The organism is Streptomyces sp. NPDC102402 (assembly GCF_044765765.1).
GTDB lineage: Bacteria > Actinomycetota > Actinomycetes > Streptomycetales > Streptomycetaceae > Streptomyces.
Map to the genome: position 1 here is coordinate 250,295 of NZ_JBIWKR010000002.1, position 16,921 is coordinate 267,215.

Annotated in this window: 16 protein-coding genes; 14 read left to right on the forward strand and 2 right to left on the reverse strand. The window is 70.2% G+C overall.

What is annotated here, in order from left to right:
- Nucleotides 1-37: 37 nt before the first annotated feature.
- Nucleotides 38-730, forward strand: coding sequence for a demethylmenaquinone methyltransferase (locus ACIRJR_RS05980; RefSeq protein WP_403774496.1), 693 nt, complete (start codon nucleotides 38-40; stop codon nucleotides 728-730).
- 12 nt (nucleotides 731-742) lie between these two features.
- Here ACIRJR_RS05980 and ACIRJR_RS05985 read toward each other — a convergent pair whose 3' ends face one another.
- Nucleotides 743-1,261, reverse strand: coding sequence for a GNAT family N-acetyltransferase (locus tag ACIRJR_RS05985; RefSeq protein ID WP_403774499.1), 519 nt, complete (start codon nucleotides 1,259-1,261; stop codon nucleotides 743-745).
- A 97-nt stretch (nucleotides 1,262-1,358) separates the two neighbouring features.
- On the opposite strand from ACIRJR_RS05985, the gene ACIRJR_RS05990 reads away from it, so the two are divergent.
- Entirely contained in the window at nucleotides 1,359-2,642 is a 1,284-nt protein-coding gene (locus ACIRJR_RS05990; protein WP_267074213.1) for a geranylgeranyl reductase family protein, read from the forward strand.
- A gap of 58 nt (nucleotides 2,643-2,700) precedes the next feature.
- The gene (mptB, locus tag ACIRJR_RS05995) at nucleotides 2,701-4,185 is read left to right on the forward strand and encodes a polyprenol phosphomannose-dependent alpha 1,6 mannosyltransferase MptB (protein ID WP_403774504.1); all 1,485 of its coding nucleotides are present in this window, start codon (nucleotides 2,701-2,703) and stop codon (nucleotides 4,183-4,185) included.
- A 160-nt stretch (nucleotides 4,186-4,345) separates the two neighbouring features.
- On the opposite strand, the gene ACIRJR_RS06000 is transcribed toward mptB, so the two are convergent.
- Nucleotides 4,346-5,173, reverse strand: coding sequence for a C40 family peptidase (locus tag ACIRJR_RS06000; protein ID WP_403774507.1), 828 nt, complete (start codon nucleotides 5,171-5,173; stop codon nucleotides 4,346-4,348).
- A gap of 904 nt (nucleotides 5,174-6,077) precedes the next feature.
- On the opposite strand from ACIRJR_RS06000, the gene ACIRJR_RS06005 reads away from it, so the two are divergent.
- Genes ACIRJR_RS06005 through nuoK form a run of 11 tightly spaced genes read left to right on the forward strand, consistent with a single transcriptional unit; the run spans nucleotide 6,078 to nucleotide 16,918 of the window.
- On the forward strand, nucleotides 6,078-6,437 hold the full coding sequence (locus tag ACIRJR_RS06005) for an NADH-quinone oxidoreductase subunit A (protein ID WP_359887413.1): 360 nt from the start codon (nucleotides 6,078-6,080) through the stop codon (nucleotides 6,435-6,437).
- Between the two features lie 18 nt (nucleotides 6,438-6,455).
- Nucleotides 6,456-7,010 (forward strand): NADH-quinone oxidoreductase subunit B family protein, encoded by a 555-nt coding sequence (locus ACIRJR_RS06010; protein ID WP_014154689.1) that lies wholly within the window; start codon nucleotides 6,456-6,458, stop codon nucleotides 7,008-7,010.
- Nucleotides 7,007-7,723, forward strand: coding sequence for an NADH-quinone oxidoreductase subunit C (locus ACIRJR_RS06015; protein ID WP_403774511.1), 717 nt, complete (start codon nucleotides 7,007-7,009; stop codon nucleotides 7,721-7,723). The genes ACIRJR_RS06010 and ACIRJR_RS06015 overlap by 4 nt, the downstream gene beginning before the upstream one ends.
- A complete protein-coding gene (locus ACIRJR_RS06020; protein WP_403774514.1) occupies nucleotides 7,723-9,045 on the forward strand; it encodes an NADH-quinone oxidoreductase subunit D in 1,323 nt (440 codons plus the stop codon). The genes ACIRJR_RS06015 and ACIRJR_RS06020 overlap by 1 nt, the downstream gene beginning before the upstream one ends.
- Nucleotides 9,046-9,074: 29 nt before the next feature.
- Nucleotides 9,075-9,890 carry an NADH-quinone oxidoreductase subunit NuoE gene (gene nuoE / locus ACIRJR_RS06025; protein ID WP_403774517.1) on the forward strand — a complete coding sequence of 272 codons (816 nt, stop codon included), beginning with the start codon at nucleotides 9,075-9,077 and terminating at the stop codon, nucleotides 9,888-9,890.
- Entirely contained in the window at nucleotides 9,890-11,263 is a 1,374-nt protein-coding gene (nuoF, locus tag ACIRJR_RS06030; RefSeq protein ID WP_403774520.1) for an NADH-quinone oxidoreductase subunit NuoF, read from the forward strand. Before nuoE ends, nuoF begins: the two co-directional genes overlap by 1 nt.
- Nucleotides 11,260-13,767: an NADH-quinone oxidoreductase subunit G gene (locus ACIRJR_RS06035; protein ID WP_403774523.1), complete on the forward strand. Its 2,508-nt coding sequence runs from the start codon at nucleotides 11,260-11,262 to the stop codon at nucleotides 13,765-13,767. The genes nuoF and ACIRJR_RS06035 overlap by 4 nt, the downstream gene beginning before the upstream one ends.
- Nucleotides 13,764-15,182 (forward strand): NADH-quinone oxidoreductase subunit NuoH, encoded by a 1,419-nt coding sequence (gene nuoH / locus ACIRJR_RS06040; protein WP_403774526.1) that lies wholly within the window; start codon nucleotides 13,764-13,766, stop codon nucleotides 15,180-15,182. Before ACIRJR_RS06035 ends, nuoH begins: the two co-directional genes overlap by 4 nt.
- A complete protein-coding gene (gene nuoI, locus ACIRJR_RS06045; RefSeq protein WP_403774529.1) occupies nucleotides 15,175-15,771 on the forward strand; it encodes an NADH-quinone oxidoreductase subunit NuoI in 597 nt (198 codons plus the stop codon). The genes nuoH and nuoI overlap by 8 nt, the downstream gene beginning before the upstream one ends.
- Entirely contained in the window at nucleotides 15,768-16,622 is an 855-nt protein-coding gene (locus ACIRJR_RS06050) for an NADH-quinone oxidoreductase subunit J (RefSeq protein ID WP_403774532.1), read from the forward strand. The genes nuoI and ACIRJR_RS06050 overlap by 4 nt, the downstream gene beginning before the upstream one ends.
- Complete coding sequence (gene nuoK / locus ACIRJR_RS06055; RefSeq protein ID WP_099173920.1) at nucleotides 16,619-16,918, forward strand: NADH-quinone oxidoreductase subunit NuoK; 300 nt, start codon at nucleotides 16,619-16,621, stop codon at nucleotides 16,916-16,918. The genes ACIRJR_RS06050 and nuoK overlap by 4 nt, the downstream gene beginning before the upstream one ends.
- The last annotated feature ends 3 nt before the right edge of the window (nucleotides 16,919-16,921 follow it).

Below are 16,921 nucleotides of genomic sequence, written 5' to 3' on the forward strand. Positions count from 1 at the left end.
CGCGAGCGCCCGGGTGCGGGGCTGCTTGAATGGGGGGGTGACCCGAGCATCCCTGGACAAGCAGCCGCACGAAGTCGCCTCGATGTTCGACGACGTGGCGGCGAACTACGACCTCACCAACGACGTGCTGTCGCTCGGGCAGGCGCGGCTCTGGCGCAAGGAAGTCGCTCGGGCCGTCGACGCCCGCCCGGCTCAGAGGATCCTCGACCTGGCGGCCGGGACGGCCACCTCCTCGCAGCCGTTCGCCCGGGCCGGCGCCTACGTGGTGCCCTGCGACTTCTCCATCGGAATGCTCCGCGTCGGCAAGGCACGCCACCCGTGGATGCCGTTCACCGCGGGTGACGGCATGAGGCTCCCGTTCAAGGACGAGACCTTCGACGCGGTCACGATCTCCTTCGGGCTGCGCAACATCCAGGACACCGGCGCCGCCCTCGCCGAGCTCTACCGGGTCACCAAGCCGGGCGGCCGGGTGGTGATCTGCGAGTTCTCCCAGCCGACGTGGACGCCCTTCCGCACGGTCTACACCGAGTACCTGATGCGCGCGCTGCCTCCGGTCGCGCGCGCCGTCTCGTCCAACCCCGACGCCTACGTCTACCTCGCCGAGTCGATCCGGGCCTGGCCCGACCAGGCCGGCCTCGCGACACTGCTGCAGAAGGCCGGCTGGTCGAAGGTGGCCTGGCGCAACCTCACCGGCGGAGTGGTGGCGCTGCACCGGGGCGTGCGCGACTGATCCGGCGGGGCCTCAGAGGTCCAGCCGGAAGCAGTACGCCTCCCGTCCCGACACCGGGGAGGTGTACGTCTCGGCCTGCCGCATGCCCAGCCGCCGGGCGACCGCCACCGAGCGCGCGTTGCGCGTATCGATCATCGCCACGACCTCCCGCACCCCGAGCGCCCTCGTCCGCTCCAGTGTCGTGCGCGCCGCGGCCGTCGCGTAGCCGTGTCCCCAGGCCGCCCGGCCCAGCCGCCAGCCGATCTCGATCTCGCCGACCGGGCCGAACGACGCGTGCGGCCACGGCTGGGCGCCCGTGAAGCCGAGGACCTCACCCGCGCCGTCGAGGACCGTCCACAGACAGTGGCCGAGCTCCGCGTCGTGCCGTCTCTGGCGTGCGGTCAACTCCTCGTACACGGAGTACTCCGCCGGGCGGCCGCCGTGGAACTCCATCACCTCCGGATCGGCGAACACCCGGTGCCAGGCCAGGGCGTCCTCGTCGGTGGGGACGCGCAGACGGACGGTCGGAGACGGGTCAGGCGTGTGCGGCATCGGGGAGCCCTTCGGAAGGTTGATCAGCAGGCACCCATAGACTGCACGCGACCTGTGCCGCGCGGCACGCGAATTCGAGTCTTCGGGAGATCCGACCGTGACCGAGCCCCTCTCCGAACACAGCGCGGACGTGATCGTCGTCGGAGCGGGCCCAGCCGGCTCCACGACCGCGTACTACCTCGCCAAGGCCGGACTCGACGTGCTCCTCCTGGAGAAGACGGCCTTCCCGCGCGAGAAGGTCTGCGGCGACGGTCTCACCCCCCGCGCCACCAAGCAGCTCGTCTCCATGGGCATCGACATCTCCGAAGAGGCCGGCTGGCTGCGCAACAAGGGTCTGCGCATCATCGGCGGCGGCGTCCGCCTCCAGCTGGACTGGCCGGACCTCGCCTCGTACCCGGACTACGGACTGGTCCGCAAGCGTGACGACTTCGACGAGCAGCTCGCCCGCCAGGCGCAGAAGGCCGGCGCGCGGCTCCACGAGCGCTGCAACGTCGGCGAACCGATCAAGGACGAGCGCACCGGGCGCATCACCGGGGTCCACGCCAAGCTCGGCGAGGAGAAGACCCCGGTCACCTTCCACGCCCCGCTCGTCGTCGCCGCCGACGGCAACTCCACGCGGCTCTCCCTCAACATGGGCCTGCACCGCCGCGAGGACCGCCCGATGGGCGTCGCGGTCCGCACGTACTTCACCTCGCCCCGCCACGACGACGACTACCTGGAGTCCTGGCTGGAACTGTGGGACCGCCGCGGCGCCGAGGACCGCCTGCTGCCCGGCTACGGCTGGATCTTCGGCATGGGCGACGGCACCTCCAACGTGGGCCTCGGCATCCTCAACTCCTCGTCGGCCTTCAGGGAGCTGGACTGGCGCGAGGTGCTCAAGGCGTGGTGCGCCTCCATGCCGGAGGACTGGGGCTACACCCCCGAGAACATGACGATCCCGATCCGCGGCGCGGCGCTCCCGATGGCGTTCAACCGCCAGCCGCACTACACCAAGGGCCTGCTGCTCGTCGGTGACGCGGGCGGCCTCGTCAACCCGTTCAACGGCGAGGGCATCGCGTACGCCATGGAGTCGGGCCAGATCGCCGCGGACGTCATCGTCCAGGCGCACGCCCGCGCGACCCCGGCGCAGCGGGAGCTCGCGCTGCAGCACTACCCGAAGATCCTCAAGGACACCTACGGCGGCTACTACACGCTGGGCCGCGCCTTCGTGAAGATGATCGGGAACCCGCACGTCATGAAGATCGCGACGCAGCGCGGTCTGACCCACCCGCTGCTGATGAAGTTCACGCTGAAGATGCTCGCCAACCTCACCGACCCGACGGGCGGCGACGCGATGGACCGCATCATCAACGGCCTCTCGAAGGTCGCCCCGAAGGCCTGAGCGCACGGGGCCCGGGTGACCCCGGGCCCCCGCCCCGCCCTGCGGTAGGTTTCGGGCCATGGGGGCATCAAGGGCATGGACCACCCGCGGCTGCCGGTGGCTCGGCGCGGCCGGATCGCTGGGCGTCGCGCTGGGCGGCTGGGCGGTCGGCACACTGCCCGCCCACGACCCCTGGGGGCTGTGGGTGCCGCACGGCCCCGCGGTGAGGGCCTCCGGCTACGCGCTCGCGTACGGCGGACTGACGGTGCTCGTCGTCGCCTGGTGGCTGTACGGGCGGACGGGAGCCTCCGTACGCGACAGCCTCACCACCCTCGGGTGGTGGACGGCACCGCTCGTGGTGGCCCCACCCCTCTACAGCGCGGACGTCTACAGCTACATCGCCCAGGGCGCGATGGTCCTCGAAGGCCATGACGTCTACACCGTGGGGCCGTCCGCCCTCGACCCGGGCGGGCCGGGCGGCGACGCCGCCGCGAGCGTCGGCGGCCACTGGACCGACACCCCGGCGCCGTACGGCCCGTTCTTCCTCGTCCTCGCGCGGGGCGTGGCCTGGGCGACCGGCGGGACGATCGTGCCCGCCGTGCTCGGGATGCGCCTCATCGGCCTGTTCGCGCTGGCGTTGATCGTCTGGGCCCTGCGCGGTCTCGCCCGGGAGCACGGCCGCAGCGAGAGCGCCGCGCTGTGGCTGGGCGCGCTGAACCCCCTGCTGCTCATCCACGTGGTCGGCGGCGCGCACAACGACGGGCTGATGACCGGCCTCATGCTGGCGGGCGCGTTGCTCGCCCTGCGGGGCAGATGGATCACAGGCTCGGCGCTGATCGGGCTCGCCGCGATGGTCAAGTCGCCCGCGGCGGTGGCCCTGCTCTTCGTCGGCGTGGCCGTGGGCCGCGCCGCGGACGGTCCGGCGGTCCGGAGGGTGGCGAAGGGGCTGCTGGCGCCCGGCCTGGTCGCCGGGGCGGTCGTTGTCGCCGCGACCTTCGCAGGGGGCACCGGCTTCGGCTGGCTGGGGACCCAGAGCGTCGCGGGGCGCATCCACACCGCGCTGTCCCTCAGCAGCGACCTGGGCCTGGGGCTGGGCGAGCTCCTGCGGCTGCTGGCCGGGACGGATCCGGATCCGGTCAAGTCCGCCGTGCAGAACCTCGGTCTGCTGGTGGCTCTGGTCCTGATCGGCCGCCTCGCGTGGCATGCGGCGACCGGGCGGACCGAGCCCGTTCGCGCTCTGGGCACCGCGCTGCTGGTCCTGGTCGTGCTCTCGCCGATGGTCCAGCCCTGGTATCTGCTGTGGGCGACGGCGGTGATCGCCGCCACCGCGAACGGGGGCCGGGCTCTGAGCGCGGTGACCGTGCTGTCGGCCGCACTCGTCTACGAGACGCAGCCTTCGGGCTCGACCCCGCCGTACGGCTTCGTGCTGGCGGCCCTCGTGTGCGTGGCGGGTGTCCTGCTGCTGCGCCGGGAGCGGGCCGACGGGGAACGGGGGCACGTCCCGGGGCAGCGGCGGCCGGCACGGGCCGCCGCGGACCCGGACGTCCGGACCACGGCGCACTGACGCGCGGGGCCGCTTCCCGCGCCGCCTGGGCCCGGTCCCTTCCGCGGGGCCGCTTTCGAGCGCGTCCGGGCATGCCGGAGGGCCGTGGCTCCCGAGCGGGGGAGCGACGGCCCTCTGCGGTGTCCAGCCACGTCCCGGGGCGGCCCGGGACGCTTGTGAATCAGAGAACGCGGACGGCGCCCGACGGCGGGTCGTAGTCCAGGGACTGCTGCACGACGCCGGTGCTGGAGTTCTGCGCACCGACGAACTGGCCGCCGCCCACGTAGATCCCGACGTGGTACGCGCTGCCCGCACCGCCCCAGTACAGGATGTCGCCGGGCTGCAGGTTGCCGAGGGAGACCTGGGTGCCGGACGTCGACTGGTCCTGCGAGACACGCGGAAGGTCGATGCCCACCGAGCCGAAGGCGGCCTGGACCAGGCCCGAGCAGTCCCACGAGTTCGGGCCGGTGCCGCCGGAGACGTACGCGTCGCCGACCTGGGACTGCGCGAACGCGATGACGGACGCGGCGGACCCGGTGGCGCTCGACGAAGAGGAGGAGGACGACGACGACGAGCCGGAGGAGGCGCTGAGCGTGGTGCGCTCGGAGGAGCGGGACGCGCGCTCCGCGGCCTCCGCCTTGGCCTTGGCCTCCGCCTTGGCGGCTGCCTCGGCCTTCTTCTTGGCCTCGGCCTTGCGGACCGCCTCCGCCTTGGCGGTCTTGGCCGTCTTGGCGGCCTTGGCGGCCGCGGCGTCCTCCTGGGCCTGCGTCTCGAGGTCGAGGGCGACCGCCTGGGTCGCCTGCGCGGACGCGGCGACGGTGGTGGAGAGCCCGGCCGTGATGGTGGGCATCTCGATGGTCTGGGTCACCGGCTCGGCCTGGGCCGGACCGGCGGCACCCGCGACCGCGATGGTGCTGAGGACGCCGCCGGCAACTCCTGCCCGCAGGGCCGTCTTCGAGGCACTCTGGCGGGGCTTCCGGTGGCTGGGTATGTGAGCGGTGTGGGACATGGGTACTAGCGCTATCAGGGCTGTAGGGGTCCCATCAAGAAACGTGTGTTGCGACACAGTTACGTTCGGAATCTACGAATCCGCTTATTACGGGCCCTTATTGACGCCCTAACGGGCAAATCGGGCACCTGTGTACACGGCTGTGATCACGGCGTTCTTTCAATACGCCCGAATTGCCCGTCGCTTACCATCCGTTCACACCGATGGCCAAGCCCGCTTCTCTTGGAGCGCGCGTGGAGTGATGCAGGTCACAGCATGGGTGTTCCGTGAGAGGCAACCGCGCGGGCGCGGGCCGCGTTCGGGGTGGGCTCGGTCGTGGGGGCGGTCGCGGGGGCGCGGAGGGGTGACCCGTCGGGGAGTCGTGTCCGTTCCTCCGGCTGTCGCCGACGGGCCGGAGCCGCTCGGACCCTGGCGCGGTCGAGAGGCTTCGCCGGGCGTCGGCGGCCGGCCTCCGGCGGCCCGGCGGATCCCTGCCCGGAAGTTCGTGAATGCGCGCACATTGTCCACATCGGTACCGGAAGCCCCTCTTCCGAGTGGGGGCGGAATGTGACCGGTCCCTATATCACTCGTGTCGCGTCCATCGCCAATTTGCTTGTAGGGGCCGTCCATTGATAGGGCTACGCCCCTTTGACCAGCGGTAACGCCGCAAGATGTCACGTCTCGTAACCGGTCGGCCGCTTCGCGTACGAAGATCACCGCTCATCCGACTTCATGATCGTTCGTCAGGTGGTGGAGATCACAAAGACGTTGCTGCACCCCGTGTCGCAGATCACAGGACGGCAGGCATAGGATGCGGGGCAGTCGGGCTTGTGAACTGCCTCACATGTGCACGATCTTGATGAGGTGGCGAGCCGGTCGCCCGATGCGGTCCAACGGTCAAGGACGACTGGAAGGAGCGAGGAGCGTGAATGCCTACGCGCCCATCCTCGTGCTCGGCGCCCTCGGGGCAGGGTTTGCGATCTTCTCCGTGGTCATGGCCACGCTTATCGGCCCGAAGCGGTACAACCGAGCAAAGCTCGAAGCGTACGAGTGCGGTATCGAACCCACCCCGACTCCTGTCGGAGGTGGCCGTTTCCCCATCAAGTACTACCTGACGGCGATGCTGTTCATCGTCTTCGACATCGAGATCGTCTTCCTCTATCCCTGGGCGGTCACCTTCGACGCCCTGGGGATCTTCGGGCTCGTGGAGATGCTGCTCTTCGTGCTCACCGTCTTCGTCGCCTACGCGTATGTGTGGCGCCGGGGCGGCCTGGAATGGGACTGAGGGGCTGAGGGGCACACCATGGGACTCGAAGAGAAGCTGCCGAGCGGCTTCGTGCTGACCACTGTCGAGCAGGCCGCCGGCTGGGTACGGAAGTCCTCCGTCTTCCCCGCCACCTTCGGCCTCGCCTGCTGCGCCATCGAGATGATGACGACCGGCGCGGGGCGGTACGACCTGGCCCGTTTCGGGATGGAGGTCTTCCGCGGATCACCGCGGCAGGCGGACCTGATGATCGTCGCCGGGCGGGTCAGCCAGAAGATGGCACCCGTCCTGCGGCAGGTGTACGACCAGATGCCCAGCCCCAAGTGGGTCATCTCCATGGGGGTTTGCGCGTCATCGGGTGGAATGTTCAATAATTACGCCATTGTTCAGGGTGTTGACCATATTGTTCCCGTCGACATCTATCTGCCGGGATGCCCGCCGCGTCCCGAGATGCTGATCGACGCCATCCTCAAGCTCCACCAGAAGATCCAGGGCTCCAAGCTCGGGGTCAACGCGGAGGAGGCCGCCCGCGAGGCGGAGGAGGCGGCTCTCAAGGCACTCCCCCTGATCGAGATGAAGGGGCTGCTGCGATGAGCGACGAACCGAACAGCAACAGCGGCCAGGTGCCCGTCCCGCGCGACGACTCCGGTGAGGTCATCGGCGTACGCAAGGGGATGTTCGGCGCCGACAACGGCGGCGACACCTCGGGCTACGGCGGACTCGTCCGCACGGTGGCCATGCCGGGAGCCACCTCCCGGCCCTACGGCGGCTGGTTCGACGAAGTGGCCGACGAGCTGGAAGGGGCCCTGGAGGAACAGGGCCTGCTCCCCGGCAACGCCGTCGAGAAGACGGTCGTCGACCGGGGCGAGGTCACCTTCTTCGTCGCGCGCGAGCACTTGGTCCAGGTGGCCCGCACCCTGCGGGACGACCCGGCCCTGCGCTTCGAGCTCTGCACGGGCGTCAGCGGTGTCCACCACCTGGGGGACAAGGGGCGCGAGCTGCACGCGGTCTACCACCTGCGCTCGCTCACCCACGGGCGGCTGATCCGCCTGGAGGTGTCCGCCCCCGACAGCGACCCGCACATCCCGTCGCTCGTCGGGGTCTACCCGGCCAACGACTGGCACGAGCGCGAGACCTACGACTTCTTCGGCCTGATCTTCGACGGGCACCCCGCCCTGACCCGGATCATGATGCCGGACGACTGGCAGGGCTTCCCGCAGCGCAAGGACTACCCGCTCGGCGGCATCGCCGTCGAGTACAAGGGCGCCCAGATCCCGGCTCCGGACCAGCGGAGGTCGTACAGCTGATGACCACTCCCCACGCAACTCCCCGCGCCACGACCGAGGGGACTGTATATACAGTCACCGGCGGCGACTGGGACGAGGTCGTCGAGTCCGCCGCCAAGTCGGACGACGAACGCATCATCGTCAACATGGGCCCCCAGCACCCGTCCACGCACGGCGTGCTGCGGCTGATCCTGGAGATCGACGGCGAGACCGTCACCGAGGCCCGCTGCGGCATCGGCTACCTCCACACCGGCATCGAGAAGAACCTCGAATTCCGGAACTGGACCCAGGGCACCACCTTCGTCACACGCATGGACTACCTGACGCCCTTCTTCAACGAGGCGGCCTACTGCCTCGGGGTCGAGAAGCTCCTGGGCATCGAGGACCAGATCCCCGACCGCGCCACGACCCTGCGCGTGCTGCTGATGGAGCTCAACCGGATCTCCTCGCACCTGGTGTGCATCGCCACCGGCGGCATGGAGCTCGGCGCCACGACGATCATGATCTACGGTTTCCGCGACCGTGAGCTCGTCCTCGACATCTTCGAGCTGATCACCGGCCTCCGTATGAACCACGCGTTCATCCGTCCCGGCGGGCTCGCCCAGGACCTGCCCATGGGCGCGGTCGACCGGCTCCGCGAGTTCGTGAAGACCATGAAGAAGAACCTGCCGGAGTACGACAAGCTCGCGACCGGCAACCCCATCTTCAAGGCCCGCATGCAGGACGTCGGGTACCTCGACCTGACCGGCTGCATGGCGCTCGGCGCCACCGGCCCGATCCTCAGGTCCGCCGGACTCCCGCACGACCTGCGCAAGTCCGATCCGTACTGCGGATACGAGACCTACGAGTTCGACGTGCCCACCGCGGACACCTGCGACGCCTACGGCCGCTTCCTCATCCGGCTGGAGGAGATGCGCCAGTCGCTCAGGATCGTCGAGCAGTGCCTGGACCGGCTGGAGCCGGGACCGGTCATGGTCGCCGACAAGAAGATCGCCTGGCCCGCCCAGCTCGCGCTGGGACCCGACGGCCTGGGCAACTCGCTCGACCACATCAAGAAGATCATGGGCACCTCCATGGAGGCCCTGATCCACCACTTCAAGCTGGTGACCGAGGGCTTCCGGGTCCCGGCCGGGCAGGCGTACACCGCCCTGGAGTCCCCCAAGGGCGAACTCGGCGTGCACGTCGTCTCGGACGGCGGCACCCGCCCCTACCGGGTGCACTTCCGCGACCCGTCCTTCACCAATCTGCAGGCCATGGCGGCGATGTGTGAGGGCGGCCAGGTCGCCGACGTCATCGTCGCCGTCGCGTCCATCGACCCCGTGATGGGAGGCGTCGACCGGTGACCGCGTCCAACCAAGAAGTCAGCCTGGGGATGCCGCAGCTCCCCGCCCCCGCCTACCCGGCCGACGTGCTCGGCCGGCTCGAAGCGGACGCGAAGGAGGTGATCGCCCGCTACCCCGGCAGCCGCTCCGCGCTGCTGCCGCTGCTGCACCTGGTGCAGTCCGAGGAGGGGTTCGTCTCCCGCACGGGCATGGCGTTCTGCGCGGACCAGCTCGGTCTCACCACCGCCGAGGTCACCGCGGTCGCCACCTTCTACTCGATGTACCGGCGCAGGCCGAGCGGCGACTACCAGGTCGGGGTCTGCACCAACACCCTGTGCGCGGTGATGGGCGGCGACGCCATCTTCGACCAGCTCAAGGAGCACCTGGGCGTCGGCAACGACGAGACGACCGACGACGGCAAGGTCACCCTCGAACACATCGAGTGCAACGCGGCCTGCGACTTCGCGCCCGTCGTGATGGTCAACTGGGAGTTCTTCGACAACCAGACGCCCGAGAGCGCGACCCGGCTCGTCGACGACCTGATCGCCGGCCGCACCGTGGAGCCCACCCGGGGCGCGCCGCTCTGCACCTACAAGGAGACGTCCCGGATCCTCGCCGGCTTCCCCGACGCGCGCCCCGGCGCCGTCGAGGCGAGCGGCGGAGCGGGCGCGGCCTCCCTGGTCGGGCTGAAGCTCGCCAAGGGCGAGGCAGCACCGAAGGCACGCGTGGTCGGCCCGAGGGGCGAGGCCCCGAGCGACCAGCCGCAGAAGGGCGCCGAACACCTCAGTTCCCACGACGCGCCGCAGCAGACCTCGGCCTCCGACCCGGACAACCCGGCCGGACCCGCAGCCGAGGAGGGGGAGTGATGACCTTGGCCACCGAGATCGACAAGAACGGGACCAGTCCCGAGAAGCTCCTGTCCCCGGTCCTCTCCTCCTTCTGGGACGATCCGGAGTCCTGGACGCTGGACACCTACCGTCGCCACGACGGTTACGAGGGGCTGCGCAAGGCCCTGGCCATGGCGCCCGACGACCTCATCGCGTACGTCAAGGACTCCGGTCTGCGCGGGCGCGGGGGCGCGGGCTTCCCCACCGGGATGAAGTGGCAGTTCATCCCGCAGGGCGACGGCAAGCCGCACTACCTCGTCGTCAACGCCGACGAGTCGGAGCCCGGGACCTGCAAGGACATCCCGCTCCTCTTCGCGAACCCGCACAGCCTCATCGAGGGCATCGTGATCGCCTGTTACGCGATCCGCTCCTCGCACGCCTTCATCTACCTGCGCGGCGAAGTCGTCCCCGTACTGAGGAGACTGCACGAGGCCGTGCGCGAGGCGTACGAGGCCGGCTACCTCGGGAAGGACATCCTGGGCTCCGGGCTCGACCTGGAACTCACGGTGCACGCGGGCGCCGGAGCGTACATCTGCGGCGAGGAGACCGCGCTGCTCGACTCGCTCGAAGGACGGCGCGGCCAGCCCCGGCTGCGTCCCCCCTTCCCCGCGGTCGCCGGTCTGTACGCCTGTCCCACTGTCGTGAACAACGTCGAGTCCATCGCCTCGGTTCCCGCGATCCTGCACAGGGGCAAGGACTGGTTCAAGTCGATGGGCAGCGAGAAGTCCCCGGGCTTCACGCTGTACTCCCTCAGCGGGCACGTCACCAGCCCCGGCCAGTACGAGGCACCGCTCGGCATCACCCTGCGCCAGCTCCTCGACATGAGCGGCGGCATCCGGGAAGGGCACCGCCTGAAGTTCTGGACCCCCGGCGGCTCCTCCACCCCCATGTTCACCGAGGAGCACCTGGACGTCCCCCTGGACTACGAGGGAGTCGGCGCCGCCGGATCCATGCTCGGCACCAAGGCGCTCCAGTGCTTCGACGAGACCACCTGCGTGGTGCGCGCCGTCACCCGCTGGACCGAGTTCTACGCCCACGAGTCCTGCGGCAAGTGCACGCCGTGCCGCGAGGGCACCTACTGGCTGGTCCAGCTGCTCCGCGACATCGAGGCCGGCAAGGGGCAGATGGCCGACCTCGACAAGCTGAACGACATCGCCGACAACATCAACGGCAAGTCGTTCTGCGCCCTCGGTGACGGCGCCGCCTCGCCGATCTTCTCCTCGCTGAAGTACTTCCGCGAGGAGTACGAGCAGCACATCACCGGCAGGGGCTGCCCCTTCGATCCGGCCCGGTCGACCCTCTGGGCCGACGACAAAGACGACAAGAACGCTCACCGGGGGGTGAACGCATGACAGTCACCACGAGTGCGCCCTCCGGGGGCGGCGAGGCGGCCGTTCCGCCCGAGGACCTCGTCACGCTCACGATCGACGGCATCGAGATCAGCGTGCCCAAGGGCACCCTCGTCATCCGCGCCGCCGAGCTCCTGGGCATCGAGATCCCGCGCTTCTGCGACCACCCGCTCCTCGACCCCGCCGGTGCCTGCCGGCAGTGCATCGTCGAGGTCGAGGGCCAGCGCAAGCCGATGGCCTCCTGCACCATCACCTGCACCGACGGCATGGTCGTCAAGTCGCAGATCACCTCGCCCGTCGCGGAGAAGGCCCAGAAGGGGGTGATGGAGCTCCTGCTCATCAACCACCCGCTGGACTGCCCGGTCTGCGACAAGGGCGGCGAGTGCCCCCTGCAGAACCAGGCGATGTCGCACGGCGGCGCCGACTCCCGCTTCGACGGGAAGAAGCGCACCTTCGAGAAGCCCGTCCCCATCTCCACCCAGGTGCTGCTGGACCGTGAGCGGTGCGTGCTCTGCGCGCGGTGCACCCGGTTCTCCAACCAGGTGGCGGGCGACCCGATGATCGAGCTGATCGAGCGCGGCGCGCTCCAGCAGGTCGGCACCGGCGAGGGCGACCCCTTCGAGTCGTACTTCTCCGGCAACACCATCCAGATCTGCCCGGTCGGGGCGCTGACCTCGGCGGCGTACCGCTTCCGCTCCCGGCCCTTCGACCTGGTGTCGACGCCCTCCGTGTGCGAGCACTGCGCCGGCGGCTGCGCCACCCGGACCGACCACCGGCGCGGCAAGGTCATGCGGCGGCTCGCCGCCAACGACCCCGAGGTCAACGAGGAGTGGCTCTGCGACAAGGGCCGCTTCGGCTTCCGTTACGCCCAGCAGCGCGACCGGCTCACCACGCCGCTCGTGCGCAACGCGGACGGCGTGCTGGAGCCGGCGAGCTGGCCGGAGGCGCTGGAGGCAGCGGCGGCCGGGCTCTCGGCGGCGCGCGGCAGGACCGGTGTCCTCACCGGAGGCCGGCTGACCGTCGAGGACGCCTACGCGTACAGCAAGTTCGCGCGGGTCGCCCTCGACACCAACGACATCGACTTCCGCGCCCGCGTCCACAGCGCCGAGGAGTCCGACTTCCTGGCCGCGCGGGTCGCGGGGCGCGGACGCGACCTGGACGGCAGCGGGGTCACGTACACCGCGCTGGAGAAGGCACCGGCCGTCCTGCTGGCCGGCTTCGAGTCCGAGGAGGAGGCGCCCGGCGTCTTCCTCCGTCTCCGCAAGGCCCACCGCAAGCACGGGCAGCGGACGTTCGCGCTCGCCTCGCACGCCACCCGCGGCCTGGAGAAGGCGGGCGGCACCCTGCTTCCCGCCGCACCCGGAACCGAGACCGAATGGCTGGACGCCCTCGCGGGCGGTGTCGGTCTGGAGGCCGAGGGCGCCGCGGCGGCCGAGGCGCTGCGCGGCGAGGGCGCCGTCATCGTGGTGGGCGAACGGCTCGCCGCGGTGCCCGGCGGGCTCACCGCCGCCCTGCGCACCGCCGCCGCGACCGGCGCCGCGCTCGTGTGGATCCCGCGCCGGGCCGGCGAACGCGGCGCGCTTGAGGCGGGCGCGCTCCCGTCGCTGCTGCCCGGCGGCCGCCCCGCGACGGACCCGCGGGCCAGGGAGGAGGTGGCGTCCGTCTGGGGCGTCGCCGAACTCCCCGCCCGCTTCGGGCGCGACACCGGACAGATCGTGGAGGCCGCGGCCACCGGCGAACTGGGCGCGCTGCTGGTCGCGGGCGTCGACCCCGAGGACCTGCCCGACCCCGCGGGGGCGCTGAGAGCGCTGGACGAGGTCGGGTTCCTGGTCTCGCTGGAGCTGCGGCCCGGCGCGGTCACCGAGCGCGCCGACGTGGTCCTCCCCGTCGCCGCCGTCGCCGAGAAGCCCGGCACCTTCCTCAACTGGGAGGGCAGGGCCCGGATGTTCGAGGCCGCTCTGAAGCCCGAGCAGATGCCCAGGACGCTCTGCCCGACCGACGCGCGGGTGCTTCACATGCTGGCCGACGCGCTCGACGTCCACCTCGCGCTGCCCGACCTGCGAGCGGCCCGCCGTGAGCTCGACCGTCTCGGCGGCTGGCAGGGCGGCCACGCCGACGACCCGCGGGCGACCTCCCGCCCGGTGCCCCGGCCCGGAGACGGCGAGGCGGTCCTCGCGGGCCACCGGATGCTGCTCGACCGGGGCCGGCTCCAGGAGGGCGACGAGGCCCTGGCCGGTACGAGGCACGCGGCCGTCGCCCGGCTCTCCCCGGTCACCGCAGCCGAGTCCGGGGTGAAGGACGGCGACCTGCTGGCCGTCACCGGCCCCGCCGGCACCACCGAACTCCCGCTGGCGGTCACCGAGATGCCGGACCGGGTCGTGTGGGTGCCGCTCGACTCCGTCGGCCGGGGTGTCCCCGCCGACACCGGCGCCCAGCCGGGCGGACTGGTCCGGATCGGTCCGGCCGCCCCGGGCTCCCACGTCGTGACAACGGAGGTAGGAGAGTGACCGGCCTCGCCCAACTCGCCACGGCACCGCGGGGGACCGTCCTCGCAGCCGAGGACCTCTCCATGTTCGGCACGGACCCCTGGTGGCTCGTCGTCGTCAAGGCGGTGTTCTGCTTCGCGTTCCTCATGGTGACCGTGCTGTTCTCCATCGTGTGGGAACGCAAGGTCGTCGCCTGGATGCAGCTGCGCATCGGCCCCAACCGGCACGGGCCCTGGGGCATGCTCCAGTCGCTCGCCGACGGCATCAAGCTGATGCTCAAGGAAGACGTCGTCGTCAAGCGCGCCGACAAGGTCGTCTACATCCTGGCCCCGATCGTCGCCGCCGCACCCGCGTTCATGGCGATCGCCGTGATCCCGTTCGGCCCGTCCGGCAACGAGGTCTCGATCTTCGGCCACCGCACGACGATGCAGCTGACCGACCTGCCGATCGCGATGCTCTACATCCTCGCGGTCGCCTCCGTCGGCATCTACGGCATCGTGCTGGCCGGCTGGTCCTCCGGATCGACGTACCCGCTGCTCGGCGGACTGCGCTCCTGCGCCCAGATGATCAGCTACGAGATCGCGATGGGCGCCGCCTTCGCCTCGGTGTTCCTCTACTCCGGGTCCATGTCGACCTCGGAGATCGTGGCTGCCCAGGAGGACCGCTGGTTCGTCATCCTGCTTCCGGTCTCCTTCATCATCTACGTCATCACGATGGTCGGGGAGACCAACCGCGCCCCGTTCGACATGCCGGAGTCCGAGGGCGACCTGGTCGGCGGCTTCAACACCGAGTACTCGTCGATCAAGTTCGCGATGTTCATGCTCGCCGAGTACGTCAACATGGTGACCGTCTCCGCGGTCTCCGTGACCCTCTTCCTCGGCGGCTGGCGGGCTCCGTACCCGGTCAGCACCTTCTGGGAGGGCGCGAACCACGGCTGGTGGCCGATGCTCTGGTTCGTCGTCAAGGTGCAGCTGCTCCTCTTCTTCTTCATCTGGCTGCGCGGCACCCTGCCACGGGTGCGCTACGACCAGCTGATGAAGCTCGGCTGGAAGGTCCTGATCCCGGTCTCCGTCGTCTGGCTGATGCTGGTCGCGACCGTCAGGGCGATGAACAACGAGGGCTACGACTACGCGAAGATCCTGCTGTACGTCGCCGGAGCGGTGATCGCGGTCCTGCTGATCTCCTTCGCCGCCGACATCTTCCGCGACCGGAGGACCAAGGCCGCCGAGGAGGCGGCCGGACCGGAGCCCGCGTTCGACCCGATGGCGGGCGGATATCCGGTGCCGCCGCTGCCCGGCCAGACACTGCCCCCGGTGCCGCGCCGCACGCCACGACGCGAGCGGGAGCTCGTTGTCAGTGGCGGGCCGGACACTCGGAGTGACGACCTGGTGAGTGACGGAAGTGCGAGTGACGGAAGGGAGGCCGACGGTGTCTGAGTCATCGGAACCCTCGGGGGAGAAGTTCCAGAATCCTGTGGCCGGCTTCGGCGTGACCTTCAAGGCCATGTTCAAGAAGCGGCTGACGGAGCAGTACCCGGAGACGCAGAAGGTGACGGCGCCGCGCTTCCACGGCCGGCACCAGCTCAACCGCCACCCGGACGGGCTGGAGAAGTGCGTCGGCTGCGAGCTCTGCGCCTGGGCGTGTCCGGCGGACGCGATCTACGTCGAGGGCGCGGACAACACGGACGAGGAGCGCTACTCCCCCGGGGAGCGCTACGGCCGCGTCTACCAGATCAACTACGCGCGCTGCATCCTGTGCGGGCTCTGCATCGAGGCGTGCCCCACCCGGGCACTGACCATGACCAACGAGTTCGAGCTGGCCAACACCACCCGCGAGAGCCTCATCTACACCAAGGACGAGCTGCTCGCGGGCCTGGAGGAAGGCATGGTCGACAGCCCGCACGCGATCTTCCCCGGCATGGACGAACAGGACTACTACCGAGGTCTGGTGACCGAGGCGGCCTCCGGTACGGAGCGCCAGGTCGCCGTCTCCAAGGGAGAAGCGGACAAGGAGGTGGACGCATGACCGCCACCCTGGCCGCGGCGGCCACCGCCACGTCGACCGGCGAGGCCGTCCAGTTCTGGATCCTCGGCACCGTCGCCGTCATCGGCGCGCTCTCGACCGTCCTGATGAAGAAGGCGGTGCACAGCGCGCTGTCGCTCGCCGGCACCATGATCGTGCTGGCGGTCTTCTACCTCGCCAACGGCGCCTACTTCCTGGGCATCGTCCAGGTCGTCGTCTACACCGGCGCGATCATGATGCTGTTCCTCTTCGTGGTCATGCTCGTCGGCGTCACGGCGGCCGACTCGCTGAAGGAGACCCTCAAGGGGCAGCGCTGGCTGGCCGCCGCCTGCGGGCTCGGCTTCGGCATCCTGCTGATCGCCGGAATCGGGCAGGCGTCCCTCTCCACCTTCAACGGCCTGGGAGCCGCGAACGCCCGGCACGGCGGAAACGTCGAGGGCCTCGCCAACCTCATCTTCACCAAGTACGTCTTCGCGTTCGAGATCACCGGCGCCCTCCTGATCACGGCGACCGTCGGGGCGATGCTGCTCACGCACCGCGAGCGCACCGAGCGGGCGAAGACACAGCGGGAGCTCTCCCAGGAGCGGGTGCGCAGCAGCCACCTCCCGCCGCTGCCCGCCCCCGGTGTCTACGCCCGGCACAACGCCGTGGACATCGCGGGACTCCTGCCGGACGGCACCCCGTCCGAGCTCACCGTCATGCAGACGCTGCGGCAGCGCGGCCAGATCCGCGACGTGTCCAGCGAATCGCTCGCCGACCTCAAGGCGCTGGAACAGCGCTCGGGGGAGCGGCTCGGACGTGACCGCGGGCCGGCCCGTGACCACGCGGAAGAAGAGGAGGAGGTCGCCAAGTGAATCCGGTCAACTACCTCTACCTCGCGGCCCTTTTGTTCACGATCGGCGCCTCCGGCGTCCTGATCAGGCGGAACGCGATCGTGGTGTTCATGTGCATCGAGCTGATGCTCAACGCCTGCAACCTCACGCTCGTCGCGTTCTCCCGGATGCACGGCAACCTCGACGGCCAGATCATCGCCTTCTTCACGATGGTCGTCGCCGCCGCGGAGGTCGTCATCGGGCTCGCGATCATCGTGTCGCTGTTCCGCTCCCGCCACTCGGCCTCGGTCGACGACGCCAGCCTGATGAAGCTGTAAGGG